Here is a 20474-nt window from a genome sequence, read left to right on the forward strand (position 1 = left end):
TTGTGTGATCCCCGATCTGAGGGAAGGATCCCCCTTTGGCTGCCTCGCGCACCTCCGCACCCACTGCTGCTGACATCGCCGCCCGTACCGCGTCGCGTCGTATCAACTTTGCCAAGATCGCCGAGCCCATGCAGGCTCCGAATCTGCTTGCCCTTCAGACCGAGAGCTTCGATTGGCTCGTCGGTAACGAGAGGTGGCGCGAGCGGATGACCGCCGCCAACAAGGCGCACCCGGGCTCTCTGCCCGAGACCTCCGGTCTGGAGGAGATCTTCGACGAGATCTCCCCGATCGAGGACTTCGGCGAGACCATGGCCCTGTCTTTCCACGACCACCGCTTCGAGGAGCCGAAGTACACGGCGGAGGAGTGCCAGGAGAAGGACCTCACCTACTCCGCCCCGCTCTACGTGGTGGCGGACTTCGAGAACTTCTCCACCGGTGAGATCAAGTCCCAGACGGTCTTCATGGGCGACTTCCCGCTCATGACCGACAAGGGCACCTTCATCGTCAACGGCTCCGAGCGCGTCGTCGTCTCCCAGCTGGTGCGCTCGCCGGGCGTGTACTTCGAGCGCACCACCGAGAAGGCCACGGACAAGTACGTCTACAACGTCAAGTTCATCCCCTCGCGCGGTGCCTGGCTCGAGTTCGAGATCGACAAGTCCGACCGCGTCGCGGTGCGCATCGACCGCAAGCGCAAGCAGGACGTCACCGTCTTCCTGCTGGCCCTGGGCATGGACGAGTCGGAGATCCGCAAGGAGTTCGCCGACTTCCCGGCCCTGACCTCCGCCCTGGACGAGGACCGCAAGATCACCACCCAGGACGAGGCGCTCCTGGACATCTACAAGAAGATCCGCCCCGGTGAGCCGCCGAGCGTCGAGGCCGGACGCACCCTGCTGGAGAACTTCTACTTCAACCCCAAGCGCTACGACCTGGCCAAGGTCGGCCGCTACAAGATCAACAAGAAGCTGGGCCTGGCCTCGGACCTGACCGAGTCCACCCTGCGCATCGAGGACATCGTCGCGGCCCTGCGCTACCTGCTGGCCCTGCACTCCGGCGCCGAGACCGTCGAAGGCGTGCGCGACGGCGAGATCACCGAGATCGCCGTCGAGTACGACGACATCGACCACCTGGGCAACCGCCGCATCCGCGCGGTGGGCGAGCTCATCCAGGCGCAGGTGCGCACCGGTATGAGCCGTATGGAGCGTCAGGTGCGCGAGCGCATGACCACCCAGGACGTCGAGGCCATCACGCCGAACACGCTCATCAACATCCGGCCCGTGACGGCCGCGATCAAGGAGTTCTTCGGCACCTCTCAGCTCAGCCAGTTCATGGACCAGAACAACCCGCTGGCGGGTCTGACCCACAAGCGCCGCCTGAGCGCCCTGGGCCCCGGCGGTCTGTCCCGTGAGCGCGCCTCCATGGAGGTCCGTGACGTCCACACCTCGCACTACGGGCGCATGTGCCCCATCGAGTCCCCCGAGGGCCCCAACATCGGCCTCATCGGCTCGCTGGCGACCTTCGGGCGCATCAACCCCTTCGGCTTCGTCGAGACCCCCTACCGCGTCGTCGTCGACGGCCAGGTCACCGACGAGACCCACTACCTGACGGCCGACGACGAGGACCGCCACGTCATCGCCCAGGCCAACGTCACCCTCACCGAGGACGGTCACTTCGCCGAGGACCACGTCCTGTGCCGCGTCACCGGCGGCGAGCCGGCCCTCGTGCCCTCCTCCCAGGTGGACCTCATGGACGTCTCCCCGCGCCAGATGGTGTCGGTGGGTACCTCCCTCATCCCCTTCCTCGAGCACGACGACGCCAACCGCGCCCTCATGGGCGCCAACATGCAGCGCCAGGCCGTGCCGCTCATCCGCCCCGACGCCCCGCTGGTGGGCACGGGCATGGAGCGGCGCACCGCCGTCGACGCCGGTGACGTCCTCGTGGCCGACAAGGCCGGTGTCGTCACCGAGGTCTGCGCGGACTTCGTGCGCGTGGCCAACGACGACGGCACCGAGATCGTCTACAAGGTCGCCAAGTTCCGCCGCTCCAACCAGGGCAACTGCTACAACCAGCGGGTCGTGGCCACCGAGGGCGAGCGCGTCGAGGTCGGCACGGTCCTGGCCGACGGCCCCGCCACCAACGAGGGCGACCTGGCCCTGGGCCAGAACCTCCTGGTCGCCTTCATGACCTGGGAGGGCCTCAACTACGAGGACGCCATCATCGTCTCCCAGCGCGTGGTCGCCGAGGACATGCTCACCTCGATCCACATCGAGGAGCACGAGGTCGACGCCCGCGACACCAAGCTGGGCGCCGAGGAGATCACCCGCGACATCCCCAACGTCAGCGAGGAGACCCTGGCCAACCTCGACGAGCGCGGCATCATCCGCATCGGCGCCGAGGTCCGCAGCGGTGACATCCTCGTGGGCAAGGTGACCCCCAAGGGGGAGACCGAGCTGACCAGCGAGGAGCGCCTCCTGCGCGCCATCTTCGGTGAGAAGGCCCGCGAGGTGCGCGACACCTCCCTGCGCGTGCCCCACGGCGAGTACGGCATCGTCACCGGTGTGCGCGAGATCGACGCCGCCTCCGACGATGCCGAGCTGCCCGCGGGCGTCAACCGCATGGTGCGCGTCTACATCGCCCAGCGCCGCAAGATCACTGTCGGCGACAAGCTCTCCGGCCGCCACGGCAACAAGGGCGTTATCTCCAAGATCCTGCCCGTGGAGGACATGCCCTTCCTGGCCGACGGCACCCCGGTCGACGTCATCCTCAACCCGCTGGGCGTGCCCAGCCGCATGAACGTCGGTCAGGTCCTCGAGCTGCACCTGGGATGGGTCGCCTCCCGCGGCTGGGACGCCACCGCCGCCCGCGAGGTAGGCGAGGCCTGGACCGCCAACCTGCCCGAGAACGGCATCAAGGCCGAGCCCCGTACGCCCGTGGCCACGCCCGTCTTCGACGGCGTGCGGGACAACGAGCTCATGGGGCTGTTGGGCTCCACGCTGCCGACCTCCGACGGCCTGCAGCTGGTCGAGCCCAACGGCAAGGCCCGCCTGTTCGACGGCCGCTCCGGTGAGCCCTTCCCGTACCCCATCTCGGTGGGCTACATGTACATCCTCAAGCTCCACCACCTCGTGGACGACAAGATCCACGCCCGTTCCACGGGTCCGTACTCCATGATCACCCAGCAGCCGCTGGGTGGTAAGGCCCAGTTCGGTGGTCAGCGCTTCGGTGAGATGGAGGTGTGGGCCATGGAGGCGTACGGCGCCGCCCACGCCCTCCAGGAGCTCCTCACCGTCAAGTCCGACGACGTCAACGGCCGTGTCAAGGTCTACGAGGCCATCGTCAAGGGCGAGGACATCCCCGAGCCCGGCATCCCCGAGTCCTTCAAGGTGCTCATGAAGGAGATGCAGTCGCTGTGCCTGAACGTCGAGGCCCTGGACGCCGAGGGCGTTGCCATCGCCCTGGACGACACCGACGACGACGGCTCGCGCGCCGCCGATGAGCTCGGCTTCGACCTGGGCCGGCGTCCGGGCGGGGCCATGGCCTCCACGGTTGACGAGATCTGAGTGGCCACCGCCTGGTGACGACTTCGTGACAACTTCATCGAGCCCCGGTTGAGGGCGGGCGGCCAGCCCGCCGCCCGCCCTCCCACCAGGCTCGCAGGCGCCGTCGGAGTCATGGAACAACGACGACGGAACGCCCCCAGACCACCACCTGATGAGATTTCACCATCGGAAGTAGGAACTGTGCTCGACGCCAACGTGTTCGACAGGATCCAGCTCGGCCTCGCCACCGCGGAGGACATTCGCTCGTGGTCCCACGGCGAGGTCAAGAAGCCCGAGACCATCAACTACCGCACCCTCAAGCCCGAGAAGGACGGCCTGTTCTGCGAGAAGATCTTCGGCCCCACCCGGGACTGGGAGTGCGCCTGCGGCAAGTACAAGCGCGTGCGCTACAAGGGGATCGTCTGCGAGCGCTGCGGAGTCGAGGTCACTCGCTCCAAGGTGCGTCGCGAGCGCATGGCCCACATCAAGCTCGCCGCGCCGGTCACCCACATCTGGTACTTCAAGGGCGTCCCCTCGCGCCTGGGCTACCTGCTCAACCTCGCGCCCAAGGACCTGGAGAAGGTCATCTACTTCGCGGCCTACATGGTCACCGAGGTGGACGAGGAGGGCCGTCACGACGACCTGCCCTCGCTGCGCAACGAGCTGGAGGTCAAGAAGAAGCACCTCGAGGAGTCCGGCCAGGCCGAGGTCGAGGCGCGCCAGCAGCGCCTCGAGGAGGACCTCGCCCAGCTCGAGTCCGAGGGCGCCGAGGCCTCTCAGCGCGACAAGCTCCGCAAGACCGCCGAGCGCGAGATCACGGCCATGCGTCGGCGCAACCAGCGCGCCCTGGAGCACATGGACAAGGTGTGGGACCGCTTCGTGAGCCTCAAGGTCGGTGACCTGGAGGGTGACGAGGTCCTCTACCGCGACATGGTTGCCGACTACGGCATCTACTTCAAGGGCTCCATGGGTGCCGAGGCCATCCAGGCCCGCCTGCGCAGCTTTGACCTCGAGGCCGAGGCCTCCGCCCTGGCCGAGATCGTCGAGAACGGCACCGGCCAGCGCAAGACCCGCGCCATCAAGCGCCTCAAGGTCGTCAACGCCTTCCGCATGACCGGCACCGCCCCGGAGTCGATGGTCCTGGACAACATCCCGGTCATCCCGCCGGACCTGCGCCCCATGGTCCAGCTCGACGGTGGCCGCTTCGCCACGAGTGACCTCAACGACCTCTACCGCCGCGTCATCAACCGCAACAACCGCCTCAAGCGGCTCATGGACCTGGGCGCCCCGACGATCATCGTCAACAACGAGAAGCGCATGCTTCAGGACGCCGTCGACGCCCTGTTCGACAACGGCCGCCGCGGCCGCCCGGTCACCGGCGTGGGCAACCGCCCGCTGAAGTCCCTGTCCGACATGCTCAAGGGCAAGCAGGGCCGCTTCCGTCAGAACCTCCTGGGCAAGCGCGTGGACTACTCCGGCCGTAGCGTCATCGTCGTCGGCCCCCAGCTCAAGCTCCACCAGTGCGGTCTGCCCAGCCAGATGGCCCTGGAGCTGTTCAAGCCCTTCGTCATGAAGCGGCTCGTCGAGCTCAAGGAGGCCCAGAACGTCAAGGCCGCCAAGCGCATGGTCGAGCGCGCCAACCCCAAGGTCTGGGACGTCCTGGCCGAGGTCATCCGCGAGCACCCCGTGCTGCTCAACCGCGCCCCCACCCTGCACCGCCTGGGCATCCAGGCCTTCGAGCCCCAGCTCATCGAGGGCAAGGCCATCCAGCTGCACCCACTCGTGTGCGGCGCCTTCAACGCCGACTTCGACGGCGACCAGATGGCCGTCCACCTGCCGCTGGGCGCCGAGGCGCAGGCCGAGGCCCGCATCCTCATGCTGTCCTCGAACAACATCCTCAAGCCCTCCGACGGGCGCCCCGTGACCATGCCCAGCCAGGACATGATCATCGGCACCTACTACCTCACCTCCGACCCCGACCCGGCGGTCGAGGTCGAGCGCGACGCCGAGGGCAACGAGGTCGTCCCGGCCTTCTCCTCCTTCGCGGAGGCGGTCATGGCCTACGACTTCGGCAAGCTCCACGTCAACGCCGCCTGCGACATCCGCTTCGAGGAGGGCATTGCCGCGCCCGAGGGCTGGCAGCCGCCCGAGGGCTGGAGCGAGGGCGACCCGATCACCCTGCGCACCTCGCTGGGCCGGGCCCTGTTCAACACCTCGCTGCCCGAGACCTTCCCCTACGTCAACTACGTCGTGGACAAGAAGCAGCTGGGCAACATCGTCAACGCCCTGGCGGAGAACTACTCGCGCGTCGAGGTCGCCGCCTCCCTGGACGCCCTCAAGGCCAACGGCTTCTACTGGTCCACCTGGTCCGGCATCACCGTCGCCTTCGCCGACGTCGTCTCCCCGGAGGCCAAGCAGGAGATCCTCGTGCGCTACGAGAACGAGGCCGCCGAGATCGAGGAGCAGTTCGAGCTCGGTGCCCTCACCGAGGACGACCGCTACGCCTCGCTCATCGACATCTGGACCAAGGCCACCGCCGAGGTCGCCGAGGCGATGCGCGAGAACTTCCCGCAGCGCAACACCGTCTACCAGATGGTGGTCTCCGGGGCCCGAGGCAACTGGGACCAGATCCGCCAGCTCGCCGGTATGCGCGGACTGGTGGCCGACCCCAAGCAGCGCCTCATCGAGCGCCCGATCAAGTCCAACTACCGCGAGGGCCTGAGCGTCCTGGAGTACTTCATCGCCACCCACGGCGCCCGTAAGGGCCTGGCGGACACGGCGCTGCGTACCGCCGACTCCGGCTACCTCACGCGACGTCTGGTCGACGTCTCCCAGGACGTCATCGTCCGCGAGGAGGACTGCGGCACCCGCAAGGGCCTGACCAAGCGGATCTTCTCCTGGATCGACGCCGGCGACGAGCGCATCAAGGAGCCCTCGGAGATCCTGGGCACCACCGTGTTCGGCACCACCCTGGCGCGCGACGCCATCGACGCCGAGGGCAACCTCATCATCGAGGCCGGCGCCGACCTGGGCGACGCCGAGATCCAGGCCGCCATCGACGCGGGCATCGAGGAGATCACGGTGCGCTCCGTGCTCACCTGCGACTCCAACGTCGGCACCTGCGCCGCCTGCTACGGCCGCTCGCTGGCCACCGGCAAGCGCGTCGACATCGGTGAGGCCGTCGGCATCATCGCCGCCCAGTCCATCGGTGAGCCCGGCACGCAGCTGACCATGCGTACCTTCCACACCGGTGGTGCGGCCGGCGCCGCCGACATCACCCAGGGTCTGCCCCGTGTGCAGGAGCTCTTCGAGGCCCGCACCCCCAAGGGCGAGGCCGCCGTGGCCGAGGCCGCCGGCACCCTCAAGATCGAGGACGACGCCGACGGCAAGCGCCTGGTCATCACCCGCGACGACGGCGAGGAGGACGTCATCGTCCCGGTCTCGCGCCGTCAGCGCCTGCTGGTGGGCGACGGCGACCACGTCGAGCCCGGCCAGGCCCTCACCGAGGGACCGGTCGACCCCAAGAAGGTCCTGCGCCTGCGCTCGGTGGCCGCCACCCAGCGCCACCTCGTCGAGGAGGTCCAGGAGGTCTACCGCTCCCAGGGCGTGGACATCCACTCCAAGCACATCGAGGTCATCGTGCGCCAGATGCTGCGCCGCGTGACCGTGCTGGACTCCGGGGACACCCGCCTCCTCCAGGGCGACCTCGTGGACGTCATGCACTACCGTGCCGAGAACCGCCGGGTCATGGCCGAGGGTGGCAAGACCGCTACCGGCCGTACCGAGCTCATGGGAATCACCAAGGCCTCGCTGGCCACGGACTCCTGGCTGAGCGCCGCCTCCTTCCAGGAGACCACGCGCGTGCTCACCGAGGCCGCCATGAACGGCAAGTCCGACCCGCTGCTGGGCCTCAAGGAGAACGTCATCCTCGGTAAGCTCATCCCCGCCGGTACGGGCCTGGCCCGCTACTCGGACATCGAGGTCGAGCCCACCGAGGAGGTCAAGGCCGAGGTCTTCTCCCGCGTGGACCTGGGAGACGGCGTCTTCGGCGAGCCCGTCGCCCTGGACGACTTCCACTTCGGCGGGGACCTGCGTGCGGACTTCTCCGACGACTTCCGCACCGGCTTCTCCAGCAGTGAGGACGTCGAGTTCTGAGCGAGCCGCCACCGGGTCCACGGGACCTGAGGCTCGGATAGCGTTCGGCCCGCTCCCCAGCAGGGGAGCGGGCCGAACGCCGTCAGAGGCCGGGCTTGGAGGAGCCGGGCTTAGAGGAATGGTGCTCAGGCACCGAGCATGGTCTCGCGGACACGGCTGACCCAGGCGAGCTTGTCCTCCAGGGAGGCGCTCGCCGGGGTGTTGATCTTGAGGCCCTCGTAGACCTGGGCGCCGTCGGCGGCCCGCATCGTGGCGGCCACCCGCTGTGGGGTGAGCCAGCTGGTCGGCTCGTGCTCGGCCAGCGGCAAGTGCGCGTCGGCCCACGCCCAGGCCCACTGCGTCTCCTGTGGCCCCGCGCCCGAGATCATGACGCCACCCAGGAGGCCCGCCTCCACGAGCTCGCGCACGTGGCTCTCCGGGGTGGACGGGTCATGGGTCTCGATGACGGAGCGCCCCCAGTTGACGGTGATGAGTGCCGCGGTGTCCCGGCAGGCGGCGATCTCCTGGGCCAGCGTCAGGAAGGCCTTCTCCGAGGGGCCCACGCCGCCCTCGGCGTCGCAGTGCTCCACGATCATCTCCAGGCCGCGTGAGGCGAAGTCCTCGCTCAGCTCGCTCAAGGAGGTATGGAAGGCCTCAGGGGTGGCCTGGTGGTGCGGTGCCGAGTGCAGCTCCACCCGGGTGACGAGCTGCTCGCCGGCAGCCTCGTGCAGGCGGTCGACGGTCTCCAGCAGGGAGCGGGTGTAGGCCAGTGCCTGAGCGCGTCCGTCGTCGTCGGGGGAGGCCAGGCCGAAGACGGGATCGGCTCCGGCGCGCCCCATGGTTCCCGGGATCGCCGTGATGACGCACTGGTCGAAGCGCCCGGCCAGCTGCTCGGCCAGCCACGGCTCGGGGGCGTCCAGGGCCTCCCGGAAGGGCAGCTCGATGCCGTCGACCCAGCCGAGGTCGCCCAGGGCGGCGTACAGGGCGGCGGCACCGCTGCGGTCCTCGTCGTCGGGCGGAAGCATGGGGTAGGCGCCGACGACGAAGGGCACGGTGCGGGGCTGGGCGGGTGTGTCAGTCCGATTCTCTGAGGTGGCGGACATGTGGTCTCCTTGAGGTTCAGGGATCGTGCTACAGTGTGCGATACATCAGACATCATATGACTGGATGTGTGGTGGCGCACCGTCGCGCACGGCACTGCCGGTCGTCCAGCGCCGGTGGGCAGCCGCTGCCGCCACGAAGGATCTCCCCATGCTCGTCGACCTCATCGCATCTGAGACGTCCCCCCTGAGCCTCAGCGAGGAGGATGTCGCCGCCCTGGCCGCCTGCGAGCGCGGCACGATCCTTCTCGACGTCGCCGCCCGCGCCGACGCCACCCTCATCGCTCTCACCGGCACCAACGGGCGGATCACCCTGTCGCTTCGCGCCGGCCGCCTCGACGGCGAGCAGGTCCTCGGAGCGGTCGGCCTGCCGGAGGAGAGCCCCGGAGCGGGGGGAGAGAGCGACATCCAGCGGCGGGTCCTCGACGCCGAGGACGCCCTGGGCCTGGACGACGGCCGCCCCCACACGATCGCCGTGACCGTCAACGAGACCGGCACCCACCTCTACGCCGACGGCTACGAGTGCTTCTCCACGACGCTGACCGCTTTCCTCTCCCAGATCGGGCTGACCGACGTGCGCATCGACCCCGACGGGATTGCCGCAGTCACCCGCCTGGCCGCCTGGGACGAGCCGCTCAGTGACCGCGCCGTCATGGCCCAGTCCCTGGCCGCCACCCCGCTGGTCCAGTTCGCGGCCAGTGAGCTCTCCGCCCGCGACGCCCGCCGCACCGGAGCCCTGGCCACCGGCTCCATCCGGGCGCTGCTGCGCACCCGCGGCCGCGGCCAGGGCGGCACCATCATCGCCGCGAGCGGCCAGGGCGGCACCCTGCACCTCGACATTGACGCGGGAGGCCTGAGCTACCGGGTGCTCCCCGGCGAGGACTCACCCGAGACCGAGCCCCTCATCGAGGCGCGCGCCCCGGGCCACTGGGACGACGGGACCTGGCACGACGTCGTGGTCACCTCGGGGCGCGGAGCGGTGGAGATCCACGTCGACGGCTACCAGGTCGCCCTGGTCCCCGGCGGCGCCTTCCTGGCCGACATCGCGCCGGTGACACGCGTCGTCGTGGGCGCCGACCTGGACGGCAGGCGCCTCTTCGGCGAGGCGCAGACCGCCATGATCTACGACGCCGCCCTCACCGACGCCCAGGTCAAGCGCCTGGCCGCAGCCGCCCCGCTGCCCACGCGCGCCCTGTTCGACACCGGCTACCACGGCGCCCGGTCCTACCGGATCCCCTCCCTGCTCACCCTGGACAGCGGCGTCATCCTGGCCGGCGCCGACCAACGCGTCTCCATCCCCAACGACGCCCCCAACGACATCAACCTCGTCATGCGCCGCAGCCTCGACGGCGGCGCCACCTGGGAGGAGATGCGCACCCTGCTCAGCCTCCCGGGCACCGGGGCGCTGGGCGCCAGCCTCATCGACTCCGTCCTGGTCCAGGACCGCTCCACCGGGCGCGTCATCTGCCTGGTCGACCAGTTCCCCGGCGGCATCGGCCAGCCCAACGCGACCGTCGGCACCGGCTTCGATGAACAGGAGCGCCGCGTGCTGCACAACCGCGCCGGCGAGCTCTTCGCCGTCGAGCCCGACGGCAGCGTCGTCACGGAGGCCGGCGAGGCCACCGACTACCGCGTCGTCCTCAGCGGCGACGATGCTGCAGGAGTCTGCGCCGGTGACGTGCTCCTGGGCGGCCGGGCGGCCGGCAGCATCTACCTGGCCCACGAGCAGGCCCCCGAGAACTGCCTCTTCCAGCACCGCGGCTCCCACCTGCTCATGCTCACCTCCGACGACGACGGCGCCACCTGGTCCGAGCCGATCGACATCACCGCCCAGGTCAAGGCCGACTGGATGTGCTTCCTGGGCACCGGGCCCGGCAACGCCATCCAGCTGAGTGCGCCGGAGCACGCCGGACGCATCCTCGCCCCCGTCTACTACAGCCACGAGGCCGGCGGCACCGGCTACCTGTCCTGCGCCGCCATCTACTCCGACGACGGCGGGGCCACCTGGATCCTGGGGGCCTCACCCAATGACGGACGCGAGGTGCTGGGCGCCGTCGTCCACTCCCGGGACCTGGCCGATGAGCGGGCCAGCCTGTACGAGTCAGTCCTCGTCGAAGGAGCCGACGGTGCCGTGCACGTGTGGGCCCGCAACCAGCACCCCTCGGGCAGGGTCGCCCACGCCGTCTCCCACGACGGGGGCGTCACCTGGGGGGAGGTCGACTACGACGAGCAGCTCCCCGAAATCTTCTCCCAGCCCAACGCCATCGCCGTCACTGGCCTGGAGGGCGCAGCGGCCGGGGAGGGCGGCAATGGCGTCACTGACGGCGTCAAGGGTGCGGCCGGCCGGGGGATCGTCTTCGCCAACGCCTCGCGGATGCTGCCCTTCCGCGGCTGCGGCGTCCTGCGCCTGAGCTACGACGACGGCGCCACCTGGCCCCACAACCGGGTCGTCAACCCGCGCCACTACGTCTACCAGTGCATGGCCCAGCTGCCCAGCGGCGACATCGCCCTGCTGTGGGAGCGCGAGTGGCAGGGTCTCTTCCTCACCACTGTGCCGATCGCCTGGCTGACGAGCTCGCGCTCGACCATCAGCTGAGCCCGCCCGGCCCCGCCGACCCGGGTGCCCGCGATGCACGGGGTGGGGCAGAGGTGGGGGAGAATCAACCCATGACGATCCCCTCGCCCTCAGCCTCCACGACCCGGCCCGAGCAGGCACCGGGTGGCGCCACGCCCCGCCGCGCCCCGCACGAGCTGCTGGGACTGACCAGCCCCGCCTACGGCGGCGACTACAACCCCGAGCAGTGGGATGAGGCCACCTTCGCCGAGGACCTCGAGCTCATGGCCGAGGCCGGCGTCAACCTGGTCTCCCTCGGCATCTTCTCCTGGGCGCGCCTCGAGCCGCGCGAGGGCGTCTACGAGCTCGACTGGCTGGTGGAGATCGTCGACCGTCTCCACGAGGCCGGCATCGCCATCGACCTGGCCACCGCCACCGCCTCCCCGCCCGCCTGGATGGCCACCGACCACCCCGAGTCCCTGCCGATGAACGCCGACGGCGTGCGCCTGGGCCTGGGCTCGCGCCAGCAGTACTGCCCCAGCTCCACCGTCTACCGGGAGCGCTCCGCCGCCCTGGCCACGGCGCTGGCCGAACGCCTGGGCGACCACCCGGGCGTCGTCATGTGGCACATCGGCAACGAGTACGGCTGCCACACCGCCGAGTGCTTCTGCCCCGCCTGTGCCCAGGCCTTCCGGGACTGGCTGGGTGAGCGCTACGGCGACGTCGAGCGCCTCAACGTCTCCTGGGGCACCGACTTCTGGTCCCAGCGCTACGCGAGCCTGGAGCAGGTCACCCCGCCCGGTGCCATGCCCACCTTCCCCAACCCCGCCCAGATGCTGGACTGGAGGCGCTTCAGCGACCACCAGCTGCGCAGCCTCATGGAGGCCGAGGCCCGCATCCTGCGGGAGCGCTCAACGCGGCCGGTGACCACCAACTTCATGGGCGACTTCCCGGCCACCGACTACTGGCGCTGGGCCGAGTCCCTCGACATCGTCTCCGACGACTCCTACCCCGACCCCGCCGACCCGGCCGCCGCCCACGAGGTCGCCTGGGCCGGTGACCTCATGCGGGGCCTGGCCGGAGGGCGCCCCTGGATCCTCATGGAGCAGGCGCCCAGCGCCGTCCAGTGGCGTAGGCGCAACTCGCCCAAGCGCCCCGGCCAGCTCCTCCTGTGGTCCCTGGCCCGCGTTGCCCACGGCGCCGACGGCATCCTGCAGTTCCAGTGGCGACAGTCCCGCCAGGGCGCCGAGACCTTCCACTCCGGCATGGTCCCCCACGCCGGGCGCGACAGTCGCACCTGGGAGGAGATGGTGAGCACCGGGCAAGCGCTCACACGCCTCGGGCCGGTCCTGGGTGAGCCGGTGTCGGCCGAGGCGGCCCTCGTCCTGGACTGGGAGAGCCAGTGGGCCCTGAGCACCGCCATCGGCCCGGTCGAGGTCGGCGAGCGCTTCGAGGCGGCCCGTGCCTGGCACCGCAGCCTGTGGGAGGCCGGGATCGCCACCGACATCGTCCCGGTGGGCCGGAGACTGGAGGGCTATCGCCTCATCATCGTTCCCGCTGTGTTCATCGACCGCCCCGAGCTCGCTGGGCACCTGGAGCGGGCGGTCGCCGCGGGCGCTCAGGTCATCGTGGTCGGCCCCACCGGGGTCGTCGACGCCAACGCCGGCGCTGTCCTGGGCGGCTACCTGGGCTCCCTGCGGCCGCTGCTGGGGGTGCGGGTCACCGATCACGCCGCCCTGACCGGTCAGGTCCAGCAGCCCGATCCCCGGAGCGCGCTCGTCAACCGCCTCAGCCGTGCCGTCGGGACACCCGGTGCAGAGACATGGACGGGACTGGAGGCCGTCAGCGAGCCCCTGCGCCGCGTCCTGGACCGGATGGGAACGCCCGCCCCCGATCTGCGTGCCGGCGGCTGGGCCGAGGAGCTCCGTATCGACGAGGCGCCTGAAGAGGCGGCCGAGAATGCTCAGGCCGGTCAGGGCCGCCAGGCGGTCGAGGTCGTCGCGGTCTTCGACGGCCGCGGCGGGGGAGCGGACCTGGCCGGGCGGCCCGCCATCACCCGGCGGGTGGCTGAGGGCGCAGGAGCGGGCTGGTACGTGGCCGCCGACCTCGACGCCCTCAGCCGGGCCGCCCTGTTGACACTGGTGTGCGCACACGCCCGGTTGCGCCCCGTGGTCACCGACCTGCCCGACGGCGTCGAGGCCCAGCGGCGCGGCAGCGTCCTCTTCCTGCTCAACCACTCCGACCGGGCCGCTGAGGTGACCGGAGTCGTGGGCACCGACCTGCTGACCGGTGGGTCCTGCACGGGCCACGTGATCGTGCCCCCGCGCTCGGCACTCGTGGTGCGTTAGAGCTTCCCCGACGCTGTTTCATGGGGAGGCCTTTCCATTCCTCGCAAGCCGAAGGAACGCCACACTCATGACGTCGGCGCCGTTCAGGTTCGACGTGCCTCACCTCCGAAAGAGCGTCCCATGTCTGCTTCCTCCTCACCGTCGTCATCGCCTTTGCCTCTTGCAGGCTCTCAGGTCACTGGCTCGGAAGAAGAGGCGAGGGCCGCCCCTGACATGTCTGCGCGGCTCGCACCGGGAACAGCCGTCACCACGTCTCCTGAGCCCCGGCGTTCCCGGGCACTCTGGGCGGGTATCGTCATGGTGGCCCTGGCCTGTGTGCTTCTGGGGGCGGGCTCGTACGCCTTCCTCGCCTCGATCCGTGTATTCGACGTGATCTTCCAAGGGGCCGGCCTGATCAGCTGGCCGTCCGTCGCGGTGGTGGTGACCGGTGCCTTCCTGGCTTTCGTTGCTGTCGTCATCTCCATCGTCGCAATGGTCAGGACCCGCCCCAGGACCATGGCGGCTGTCCTGGTCCTAGCGTCACTGGTTCTCCCCGCCGCCGCGATGACGGCCGGAGGTCACTACGGCACCTCGGCGCTGAAGGACCACACGATGGATCAGGCTCTGAAGTACGCGGGGAGGGTGGAGCCCGAGCAGGCCGACACGGTGCTTGGCAAGGTCGAGGCCCTGGGCGTCCCGATTCCCTGGCGTGATGAGATCATCAAGACCGTTCGCTCAGCCAAGGACATCGTGTCGTAACGGTGCTGCCGTGCGAGGGGCGGTGGTCGTGAGGTTCTCGGAGGGGCCTTGGGTTCCTCGTGTCCACGGCGTCGAGGCCCAGCGGCGTGGGGACGTTCTCTTCCTGCTCAACCACTCCGACCGGGCCGCTGAGGTGGCCGGAGTGACCGGGCCGCTGAGGTGGCCGGAGTCGTGGTGCACCGCCCGCCGGGCGCTCAGACCTCCTTTTCGAGCACAACCCTGACGTGAGGCAGTAAGGGGATCGAAAGCGCCTGGTGGTGAGCTTTCAGCGGTGGTGCGGCGTCATGGGGTTGACTACAAGGTAGTTGCTCAACAGGACATCACACGAAGGTGGCGGCGTCTACACTGTCGCTATGACGATTCCCAACGGCATCCCTGAAGACTCGTCGCAGTACTACATGAACCAGCTGCCGACAACGCATCCCTATGCGTACACCGAAGGGGCGGTGCCATCCGCGCAGCCGGTCGGACGTCAGACGCTCCGCTCTCGCATGAACATGACACCGGAGATCTCCCACAGCATCATGAAGGATGCCATCATGATGATTCTGGGAGCGCTTGCCGGCATGGGAATTTTCTATGCTGTGACCAGGTCCTTTGATGAGCTATCCAGCTATGCGATCTTCTTCGGCATGGGTGCTGGATTCCCCTTCGGATGGCGCGCGTTGTCGTTCATGGATCCCGTCATTAATTCACTGAGATTCTCTTTCAAGTCCAAGGGAAGGGTTGACATTCCGCTTATATTTTATTTGATGCTACTCTTTCCTTACTTTCTGTACATTGTGAAATTCGGTTTGGCTGTGATGGTTGGTATTCCCGCGCTGGTCTTCTCGGTTGCCAGGCATTTGTGGCACGTATTCTTGGATTAGTCGACAGGTGTGGCTGTGCCTGCGTGAAGGTCGCCGGCGCGTCAAACGCGGCAGTACATTGTTGAGACGATGAAGCCCGTACTGATTGCCGAGGGGCGCTGATACTGGGTGACTCTCGGAGCGTCATCGTTCGGTTGAGGTAACGATATGAGAGAGATTCCTGAAGCCGCTGAGGCTCGCGATCCAGAGACCTCTGCAGACAGGCTGGAGCAGCTGGCGGACCTGTATCCCGAGCTGTACGCCCTCATCGTCATGAACCCCTCATGCCCCCCAGAGCTGCGCCAGTGGATCATCGAGGAGCGAGGGTCCAAGGAGGCGGCGGAGGCATGGAGTCGCCACCAGACCCGGCAGGCGGCCACCCAGACGATTCCGGTGCAGGCGCACCAGACCCAGCAGATGCCGCCGGTGCCGATGCAGGTCCCGCCTCAGGGGATGCAGCAAGCACCCGTGCGAGCAAACTCCCGCGCCAACTCGTCATGCGGGGCGATGGCGCTGGGTTGCCTCGTCATCTCAGTGGTCGTCATGGCGCTGATGTACGGCTGCATCCACGCCGTCGATAAGCTCGGCTCCTCGCATTCCGGGTCGGAGGCTAGTGCGACGCCGGACAAGGCAAGCCCGGCGCCTGCGGGTTCGATCACCACGGATCTCTTTCAAACCCCCTCGAAGAACATCGTGTGCGAGGTCGTGGATGGTCAGCTGAACTGCTTCATCAATGAACGCTTCTATGCTGACAACGGCCAGCAGGACTGTGATGACACTCTGTTCGCCCTGAGCGTCGGCAAGGCGGACGCTGCGTTGGCGTGCGGACTCATCTTGGACGGACATGAGGGTGAGAACATGCAAACCCTGGAGTATGGGACAACGAGCGAGAGCTCGGACGGGAACTACGCCTGCTCATCCAGCGAGGACGGAGTGAAGTGCTGGAATCAATGGACAGGAAAAGGATTCACCTTGAACAGGAACTCATATGAGCTCTTCTGACGGCGAGGATCGGAACGCTGCTGGTGCAGTGAGGGGCGGCTGTGCTTCCTTCGTTGCTGAGAGGTACTGAGGATGAGCTTTCCGTCATTGTCTGAGCCGCCTGCAGATTCCTCCCTGAGTATGCTCCAGGGAAGTTCACCCGCTGAGGCTGAGCTGTCGTCACCTGAGCCCTCGGTGAAGACAGCTCGGCGCAGCAGGGCGATGTCAGCCAGTATTGTCTTGACCGTCATCGGATGCTGCCTACTCGGGTGGGGCGTCTACGCACTCCTCACATCGATCCGCGTGTTCGCCATCGTCTTCGATGGCGCGACACTCGTCAGCTGGAAGGCGGTCATCGCCGTGATTGCGGGGGCTCTGCTGGCATTCGTCGCCGTCGTCATGGCGATCATCGCGATCGTGAGATCCAGGCCGAAGACACTCGCCGCGATCGTCCTCCTGTGCGGTGTGGTCCTGCCCGCGATCGCGGCAGGCTCTGCCGGCTATGCGGGAGTTGAGGCGCTACGGAGGAACACCTTCATCGAGGCTCGCCACTATGCCGGCGACGTGCGCCCCGAGAGTGTCGATGCAGTCCTTGCCAAGGTGGAGTCGATGGGGATTCCTCTGTCCTGGCGCCACGATCTTGTCGAGCTGCTGCGCCAGGGCAAGGAAGGAGCTTCCTGATCGTGTTCAAGACGGTGAGAAGTGTCGCGGGACCACGAACGTGATGGTGTGGATCTGCTCCGGCGGTGTCCAGCAGACGAGAGGATGATGAACGATCATGGCGCAGATTCCGAAGGTTCCTAGCGCGGGCTCCTGGACGAAGCAGCCCTCCGCAGGGGACGTCAGCAGCACGGGGGGTTCGCCCTCGGGGACGGGTGGGATGCAGGAGGCATCCGGCAGCCTCCGATCGGGTGACGCCGGTACGAGGAGTGGTGTCGGGTTCGGTTCGGGGACCGATGGTTCGATCTGGCGTTCTGAAAGCTCCTCGATCCACGTGACCAAGGCCCCCGAAGGGCTCCTCTACGTCGCCTTGACAGCGGCCGTTGTCGCGATCGCCCTGTCCGCGCTATGTGAGTCAGTGGTTGTGGCGGGCATCGGCTGGGTGCTTGCGGTACTGGTGGGACTGGGGGCCGCTACGGTCTTTGTTGTTCGCAACGCCAAGCGCCAGACAAGCCCATGGTATCTCTATTCTTCGCGCCCCCAGCTCCTGTACCGACTGTCGGTGCTGCTATGCTTCCTGGCCATTGCGGCCACCTCTGTCAGAATCGCTTTGTTCGTGGGTAGGATGTGAGTGGCATATGAACCCGCGTCACAGTTGCTGTGAACTGATCCATCGAATGAGGCGGTTGGCCGTCAACGTCCTGGCAGTTCTGGGCGTCACGATCCTCCTGCTCGCAGGGGGCACTCTGTCTCCTGCTCCTCAGGCCCTCGCCGCACCCCAGAAGGATCAGACCCCTGGGCCTCTCAGTGCCTTCGGAGCCTGCCTCTCAGGTAAAGGCGAGGGGTCGTTGGTCCTCCTGATGGACCAGTCAGGCTCCCTGCGGCAGTCGGATCCGGAGAAGGCGAGAGTCAAGGCGAGCAAGTACCTCGCGCAGCGTCTTGCGGCCTTCGCCGACTCCTCCAAGGTCACGTTGAAGGTGAGGGTCGCGGGATTCGCCTCCGACTATCACGCACTGGGCGACTGGGTCACGATCAACTCAGGCTCCCTGGCTGAGGTCGACAAGCAGATCACCGCGGCCGGGGACAATCTCAAGGACTACGACACAGACTACTGGACCGCTCTGGAGGGAGCGCGTCAGGACCTGGCGGGACATGATCAGTCAGAGTGCCGGGCGGTGGCCTGGTTCTCGGACGGCGCCTACGACCTCGATGTGCGGGACTCTGAGCAGTCCCAGCAGGAGTTCGGCACCACCAAGCCCTATGCCCCTGGCTCCGCCTTGACTGACGAGTCGGGCGTGAAGACGGCCGAGTCCGCAGGAAAGCAGGACATGTGTCGGCCGACCGGACTCGCTGACCAGCTGCGTTCCTCCCACATCACGTTGCTGGGCATTGGATTGAGCAGCGGAGACTCCAACTTCGATTTCATGAAGAGAATCACGTTGGGTGGAGGGGTGAATGCCGCTAAAAACTCCGTTGAGTCGTGCGGCAATGTCTCCGATCCTCCGGGTGGATTCTATCCCGTGACGGATATCGACTCGCTGCTCATGGCGTTCGACTCGATCTCTGCTCCGGGACGCTCGGTCTCCAGCAGCGCGACCAAGATCTGTCAGGGCGACGTGTGCTCCGACGGAGAGACCAGCTTCGTCCTGGACCGTTCGCTGCGCAGCGTACACATTCTGGCCTCCTCGGATACGCAAGGACTGGAGGCCGACCTCTACGCTCCTGGTTCTCAGACGCCCATCGTGATGACATCGGACTCCAGTGGGCCGCAGAACAAGCAAGGCGTCTCGTACGAGTGGATGACAGGGCGGACACTACGAATCGACCTCGACTCCGCCAACGCCGCCGCATGGACAGGGCAGTGGCGCCTGGTCTTCGTCGACAGGCGGGCAGCGTCGGCAGGGCATGAGGTTCATGTCAATCTCCACCTCAGCTCGCCGTTGTCGATGGCCTGGAAGAACCTGGGGCAGACGACCCTGCGCCAAGGGGAGACGGTGTCGAACGCTGACCTGAAGCTGGTTGACGGCGTGGGAGGCCCTGAGGTTCCTGCTTCCGATCTCACCGGTCCAGTCTCCCTGAACGTGTCGCTGAAGGATGCGAAGGGGAAGGAGCACGCCCTCTTCACGAGCACCGACCCGGCCTCACTGTCCACGCCACAACGGATCACGATTCCCAAGGACGCCGCCCTAGGCAGCGGCACCGTGACCACCAGCCTCACCGTGACAACAGGCGACGCCACCAGCGCCAGCGGCTCACCGGTCAAAGGCACCACGCTCTCGCCATCGCTGGCCTCGACCGCGGTGACTGTCTCGCCGCCGTCGAACTATCCGACCCTGGGCGACCAGATCGACTTCGGTCGCATGGATGGTCAGACCGAGGCCAGCGCCGACCTCAAGGTCACCGGCCCGGGCTGCGTCTGGATCGGGGACGGTCAGACCACGCTCACCGGCTCTCCGAAGGAAGCCGGAACCGTCACGCTCTCGGCCCAGGCGTCGTCGAAGGACACGTGCGTCAAGGTCGAGGAGGGGAAGACGGGAACCGTGCCGGTCAAGCTGGCGACTCAGGAGCACGCCAACGGCGCGGTGACAGGAACCGTGACCGTCACGGTGGCTCCGCTGAACAACCAGGGAGAGCCCCAAAGCGTCGCCGTCCCCTTCAAAGCCGATATGCGCCGCCCGCTCAACGTCGGCACCGCATGGACGGCATTCATCATCGCGCTGCTGTGCGGAGTGCTGATCCCGATCGGAGTCCTCTACCTCCTCAAGTACCTGTCGGCGGTGATCCCCTCAGGGTCACTGGTCGTGGGTACGACCGTCGTGGACATTCCCAGTGACGGAACCTCTCCCAGGATCGAGCTGCCCTCCCAACGGATGAGGATGTACTCCCTTCGGGGCCGTACGCGCACCTTTGAGATGGACGGCTATCGCCTGCGCGCCATCATGGGACTGTCTCCTACCGCAGTCCCCCGGGTTGAGCTCGTCGAGCCGGATGCTCCATCGGTCTCCGGGGCGACCCCTGGATCACGCGGGGGGCGGGCGGTCGTGCCCCTGGGGGTCCGGGGTCAGTGGATCGCGGTTGCCGACCAGCCGTCGCAGGCGGACGATGCGCGGCGGGTGACCCTGATCGTGCTGGCAGCCTCACTGGACGACGCCGTCCTCGCCAAGGTTGTGGACGATGCCCGCGCCCATCTTGCGTCTCGTGTCGACTCGATTCTTCCCACCAAGCCGGCCGGGGCATCGACCACAGCAGCCGAGGGGCGGACCGGGGCCCTGCCCACGGTGGGGACGTCGGTGCCGGACGCCGGGGGTGGCTTCGGCTCCCTCGACCCCGTCGACGACAGTCCTTTCGCCGGCTTCCCGACCAGCCCGGGCGCGCCGTCTCAGGGGGCATCCAGCTCTGAGGTGCAGGAGGCTACGAAGCGTCCCCCGTCCAACTCCGACCCCCAGGACCCTCCGGCCGCCCTCCCCACGTTATAGCGTCCTGTCAGTGGGACGCGCCTGCGCAGAGAGCGCACCGGAATCATGGTGGTTATCAGTCCGTGACCTGCGGTGATACAGCCACTCATATAATGCCGA

11 protein-coding genes are annotated in these 20474 nt (G+C 67.8%); 10 read left to right on the top strand and 1 reads right to left on the bottom strand.

All coding sequences use genetic code 11. The features are described 5' to 3' along the window. Nucleotides 1–35 precede the first annotated feature (35 nt). Entirely contained in the window at nt 36–3557 is a 3522-nt protein-coding gene (gene rpoB, locus BKH20_RS01160) for a DNA-directed RNA polymerase subunit beta (protein ID WP_075389607.1), read from the top strand. Nucleotides 3558–3737: 180 nt separating this feature from the next. Continuing rightward, nucleotides 3738–7691: a DNA-directed RNA polymerase subunit beta' gene (locus BKH20_RS01165; RefSeq protein WP_075373520.1), complete on the top strand. Its 3954-nt coding sequence runs from the start codon at nt 3738–3740 to the stop codon at nt 7689–7691. Nucleotides 7692–7816: 125 nt separating this feature from the next. On the opposite strand, the gene BKH20_RS01170 is transcribed toward BKH20_RS01165, so the two are convergent. Further along, nucleotides 7817–8773, bottom strand: coding sequence for a DUF4862 family protein (locus tag BKH20_RS01170; RefSeq protein WP_075389608.1), 957 nt, complete (start codon nt 8771–8773; stop codon nt 7817–7819). 148 nt (nt 8774–8921) lie between these two features. Between BKH20_RS01170 and BKH20_RS01175 the strand changes: the two genes are divergently transcribed. The 8 genes from BKH20_RS01175 to BKH20_RS01210 all read left to right on the top strand — a co-directional run bounded on the left by BKH20_RS01175 (nt 8922) and on the right by BKH20_RS01210 (nt 20375). Further along, a complete protein-coding gene (locus tag BKH20_RS01175) occupies nt 8922–11366 on the top strand; it encodes a sialidase family protein (protein WP_075389609.1) in 2445 nt (814 codons plus the stop codon). A 71-nt stretch (nt 11367–11437) separates the two neighbouring features. Then, nucleotides 11438–13672: a beta-galactosidase gene (locus tag BKH20_RS01180; RefSeq protein ID WP_075389610.1), complete on the top strand. Its 2235-nt coding sequence runs from the start codon at nt 11438–11440 to the stop codon at nt 13670–13672. A 120-nt stretch (nt 13673–13792) separates the two neighbouring features. Further along, complete coding sequence (locus BKH20_RS01185) at nt 13793–14410, top strand: hypothetical protein (protein WP_075389611.1); 618 nt, start codon at nt 13793–13795, stop codon at nt 14408–14410. Nucleotides 14411–14763: 353 nt separating this feature from the next. After that, nucleotides 14764–15279, top strand: a complete 516-nt coding sequence (locus tag BKH20_RS01190) for a hypothetical protein (protein WP_075389612.1) — start codon at nt 14764–14766, stop codon at nt 15277–15279. Nucleotides 15280–15426: 147 nt separating this feature from the next. After that, on the top strand, nt 15427–16260 hold the full coding sequence (locus tag BKH20_RS01195) for a hypothetical protein (RefSeq protein ID WP_075389613.1): 834 nt from the start codon (nt 15427–15429) through the stop codon (nt 16258–16260). A gap of 282 nt (nt 16261–16542) precedes the next feature. Next, entirely contained in the window at nt 16543–16920 is a 378-nt protein-coding gene (locus tag BKH20_RS01200; RefSeq protein ID WP_256692963.1) for a hypothetical protein, read from the top strand. A gap of 199 nt (nt 16921–17119) precedes the next feature. Beyond that, a complete protein-coding gene (locus BKH20_RS01205; RefSeq protein ID WP_143222863.1) occupies nt 17120–17530 on the top strand; it encodes a hypothetical protein in 411 nt (136 codons plus the stop codon). A 229-nt stretch (nt 17531–17759) separates the two neighbouring features. Then, on the top strand, nt 17760–20375 hold the full coding sequence (locus tag BKH20_RS01210; protein ID WP_256692964.1) for a VWA domain-containing protein: 2616 nt from the start codon (nt 17760–17762) through the stop codon (nt 20373–20375). Nucleotides 20376–20474: the final 99 nt, after the last annotated feature.

Source organism: Actinomyces oris (assembly GCF_001937445.1).
GTDB lineage: Bacteria > Actinomycetota > Actinomycetes > Actinomycetales > Actinomycetaceae > Actinomyces > Actinomyces acetigenes.

Bases quoted from the DNA above. Each gene is read 5' to 3' on its own strand.
- BKH20_RS01170 (WP_075389608.1), bottom strand. From the start codon at position 8,773: ATGTCCGCCACCTCAGAGAATCGGACTGACACACCCGCCCAGCCCCGC.
- BKH20_RS01175 (WP_075389609.1), top strand. From the start codon at position 8,922: ATGCTCGTCGACCTCATCGCATCTGAGACGTCCCCCCTGAGCCTCAGC.
- BKH20_RS01180 (WP_075389610.1), top strand. From the start codon at position 11,438: ATGACGATCCCCTCGCCCTCAGCCTCCACGACCCGGCCCGAGCAGGCA.
- BKH20_RS01185 (WP_075389611.1), top strand. From the start codon at position 13,793: ATGTCTGCTTCCTCCTCACCGTCGTCATCGCCTTTGCCTCTTGCAGGC.
- BKH20_RS01190 (WP_075389612.1), top strand. From the start codon at position 14,764: ATGACGATTCCCAACGGCATCCCTGAAGACTCGTCGCAGTACTACATG.
- BKH20_RS01195 (WP_075389613.1), top strand. From the start codon at position 15,427: ATGAGAGAGATTCCTGAAGCCGCTGAGGCTCGCGATCCAGAGACCTCT.
- BKH20_RS01205 (WP_143222863.1), top strand. From the start codon at position 17,120: ATGCAGGAGGCATCCGGCAGCCTCCGATCGGGTGACGCCGGTACGAGG.
- BKH20_RS01210 (WP_256692964.1), top strand. From the start codon at position 17,760: ATGGACCAGTCAGGCTCCCTGCGGCAGTCGGATCCGGAGAAGGCGAGA.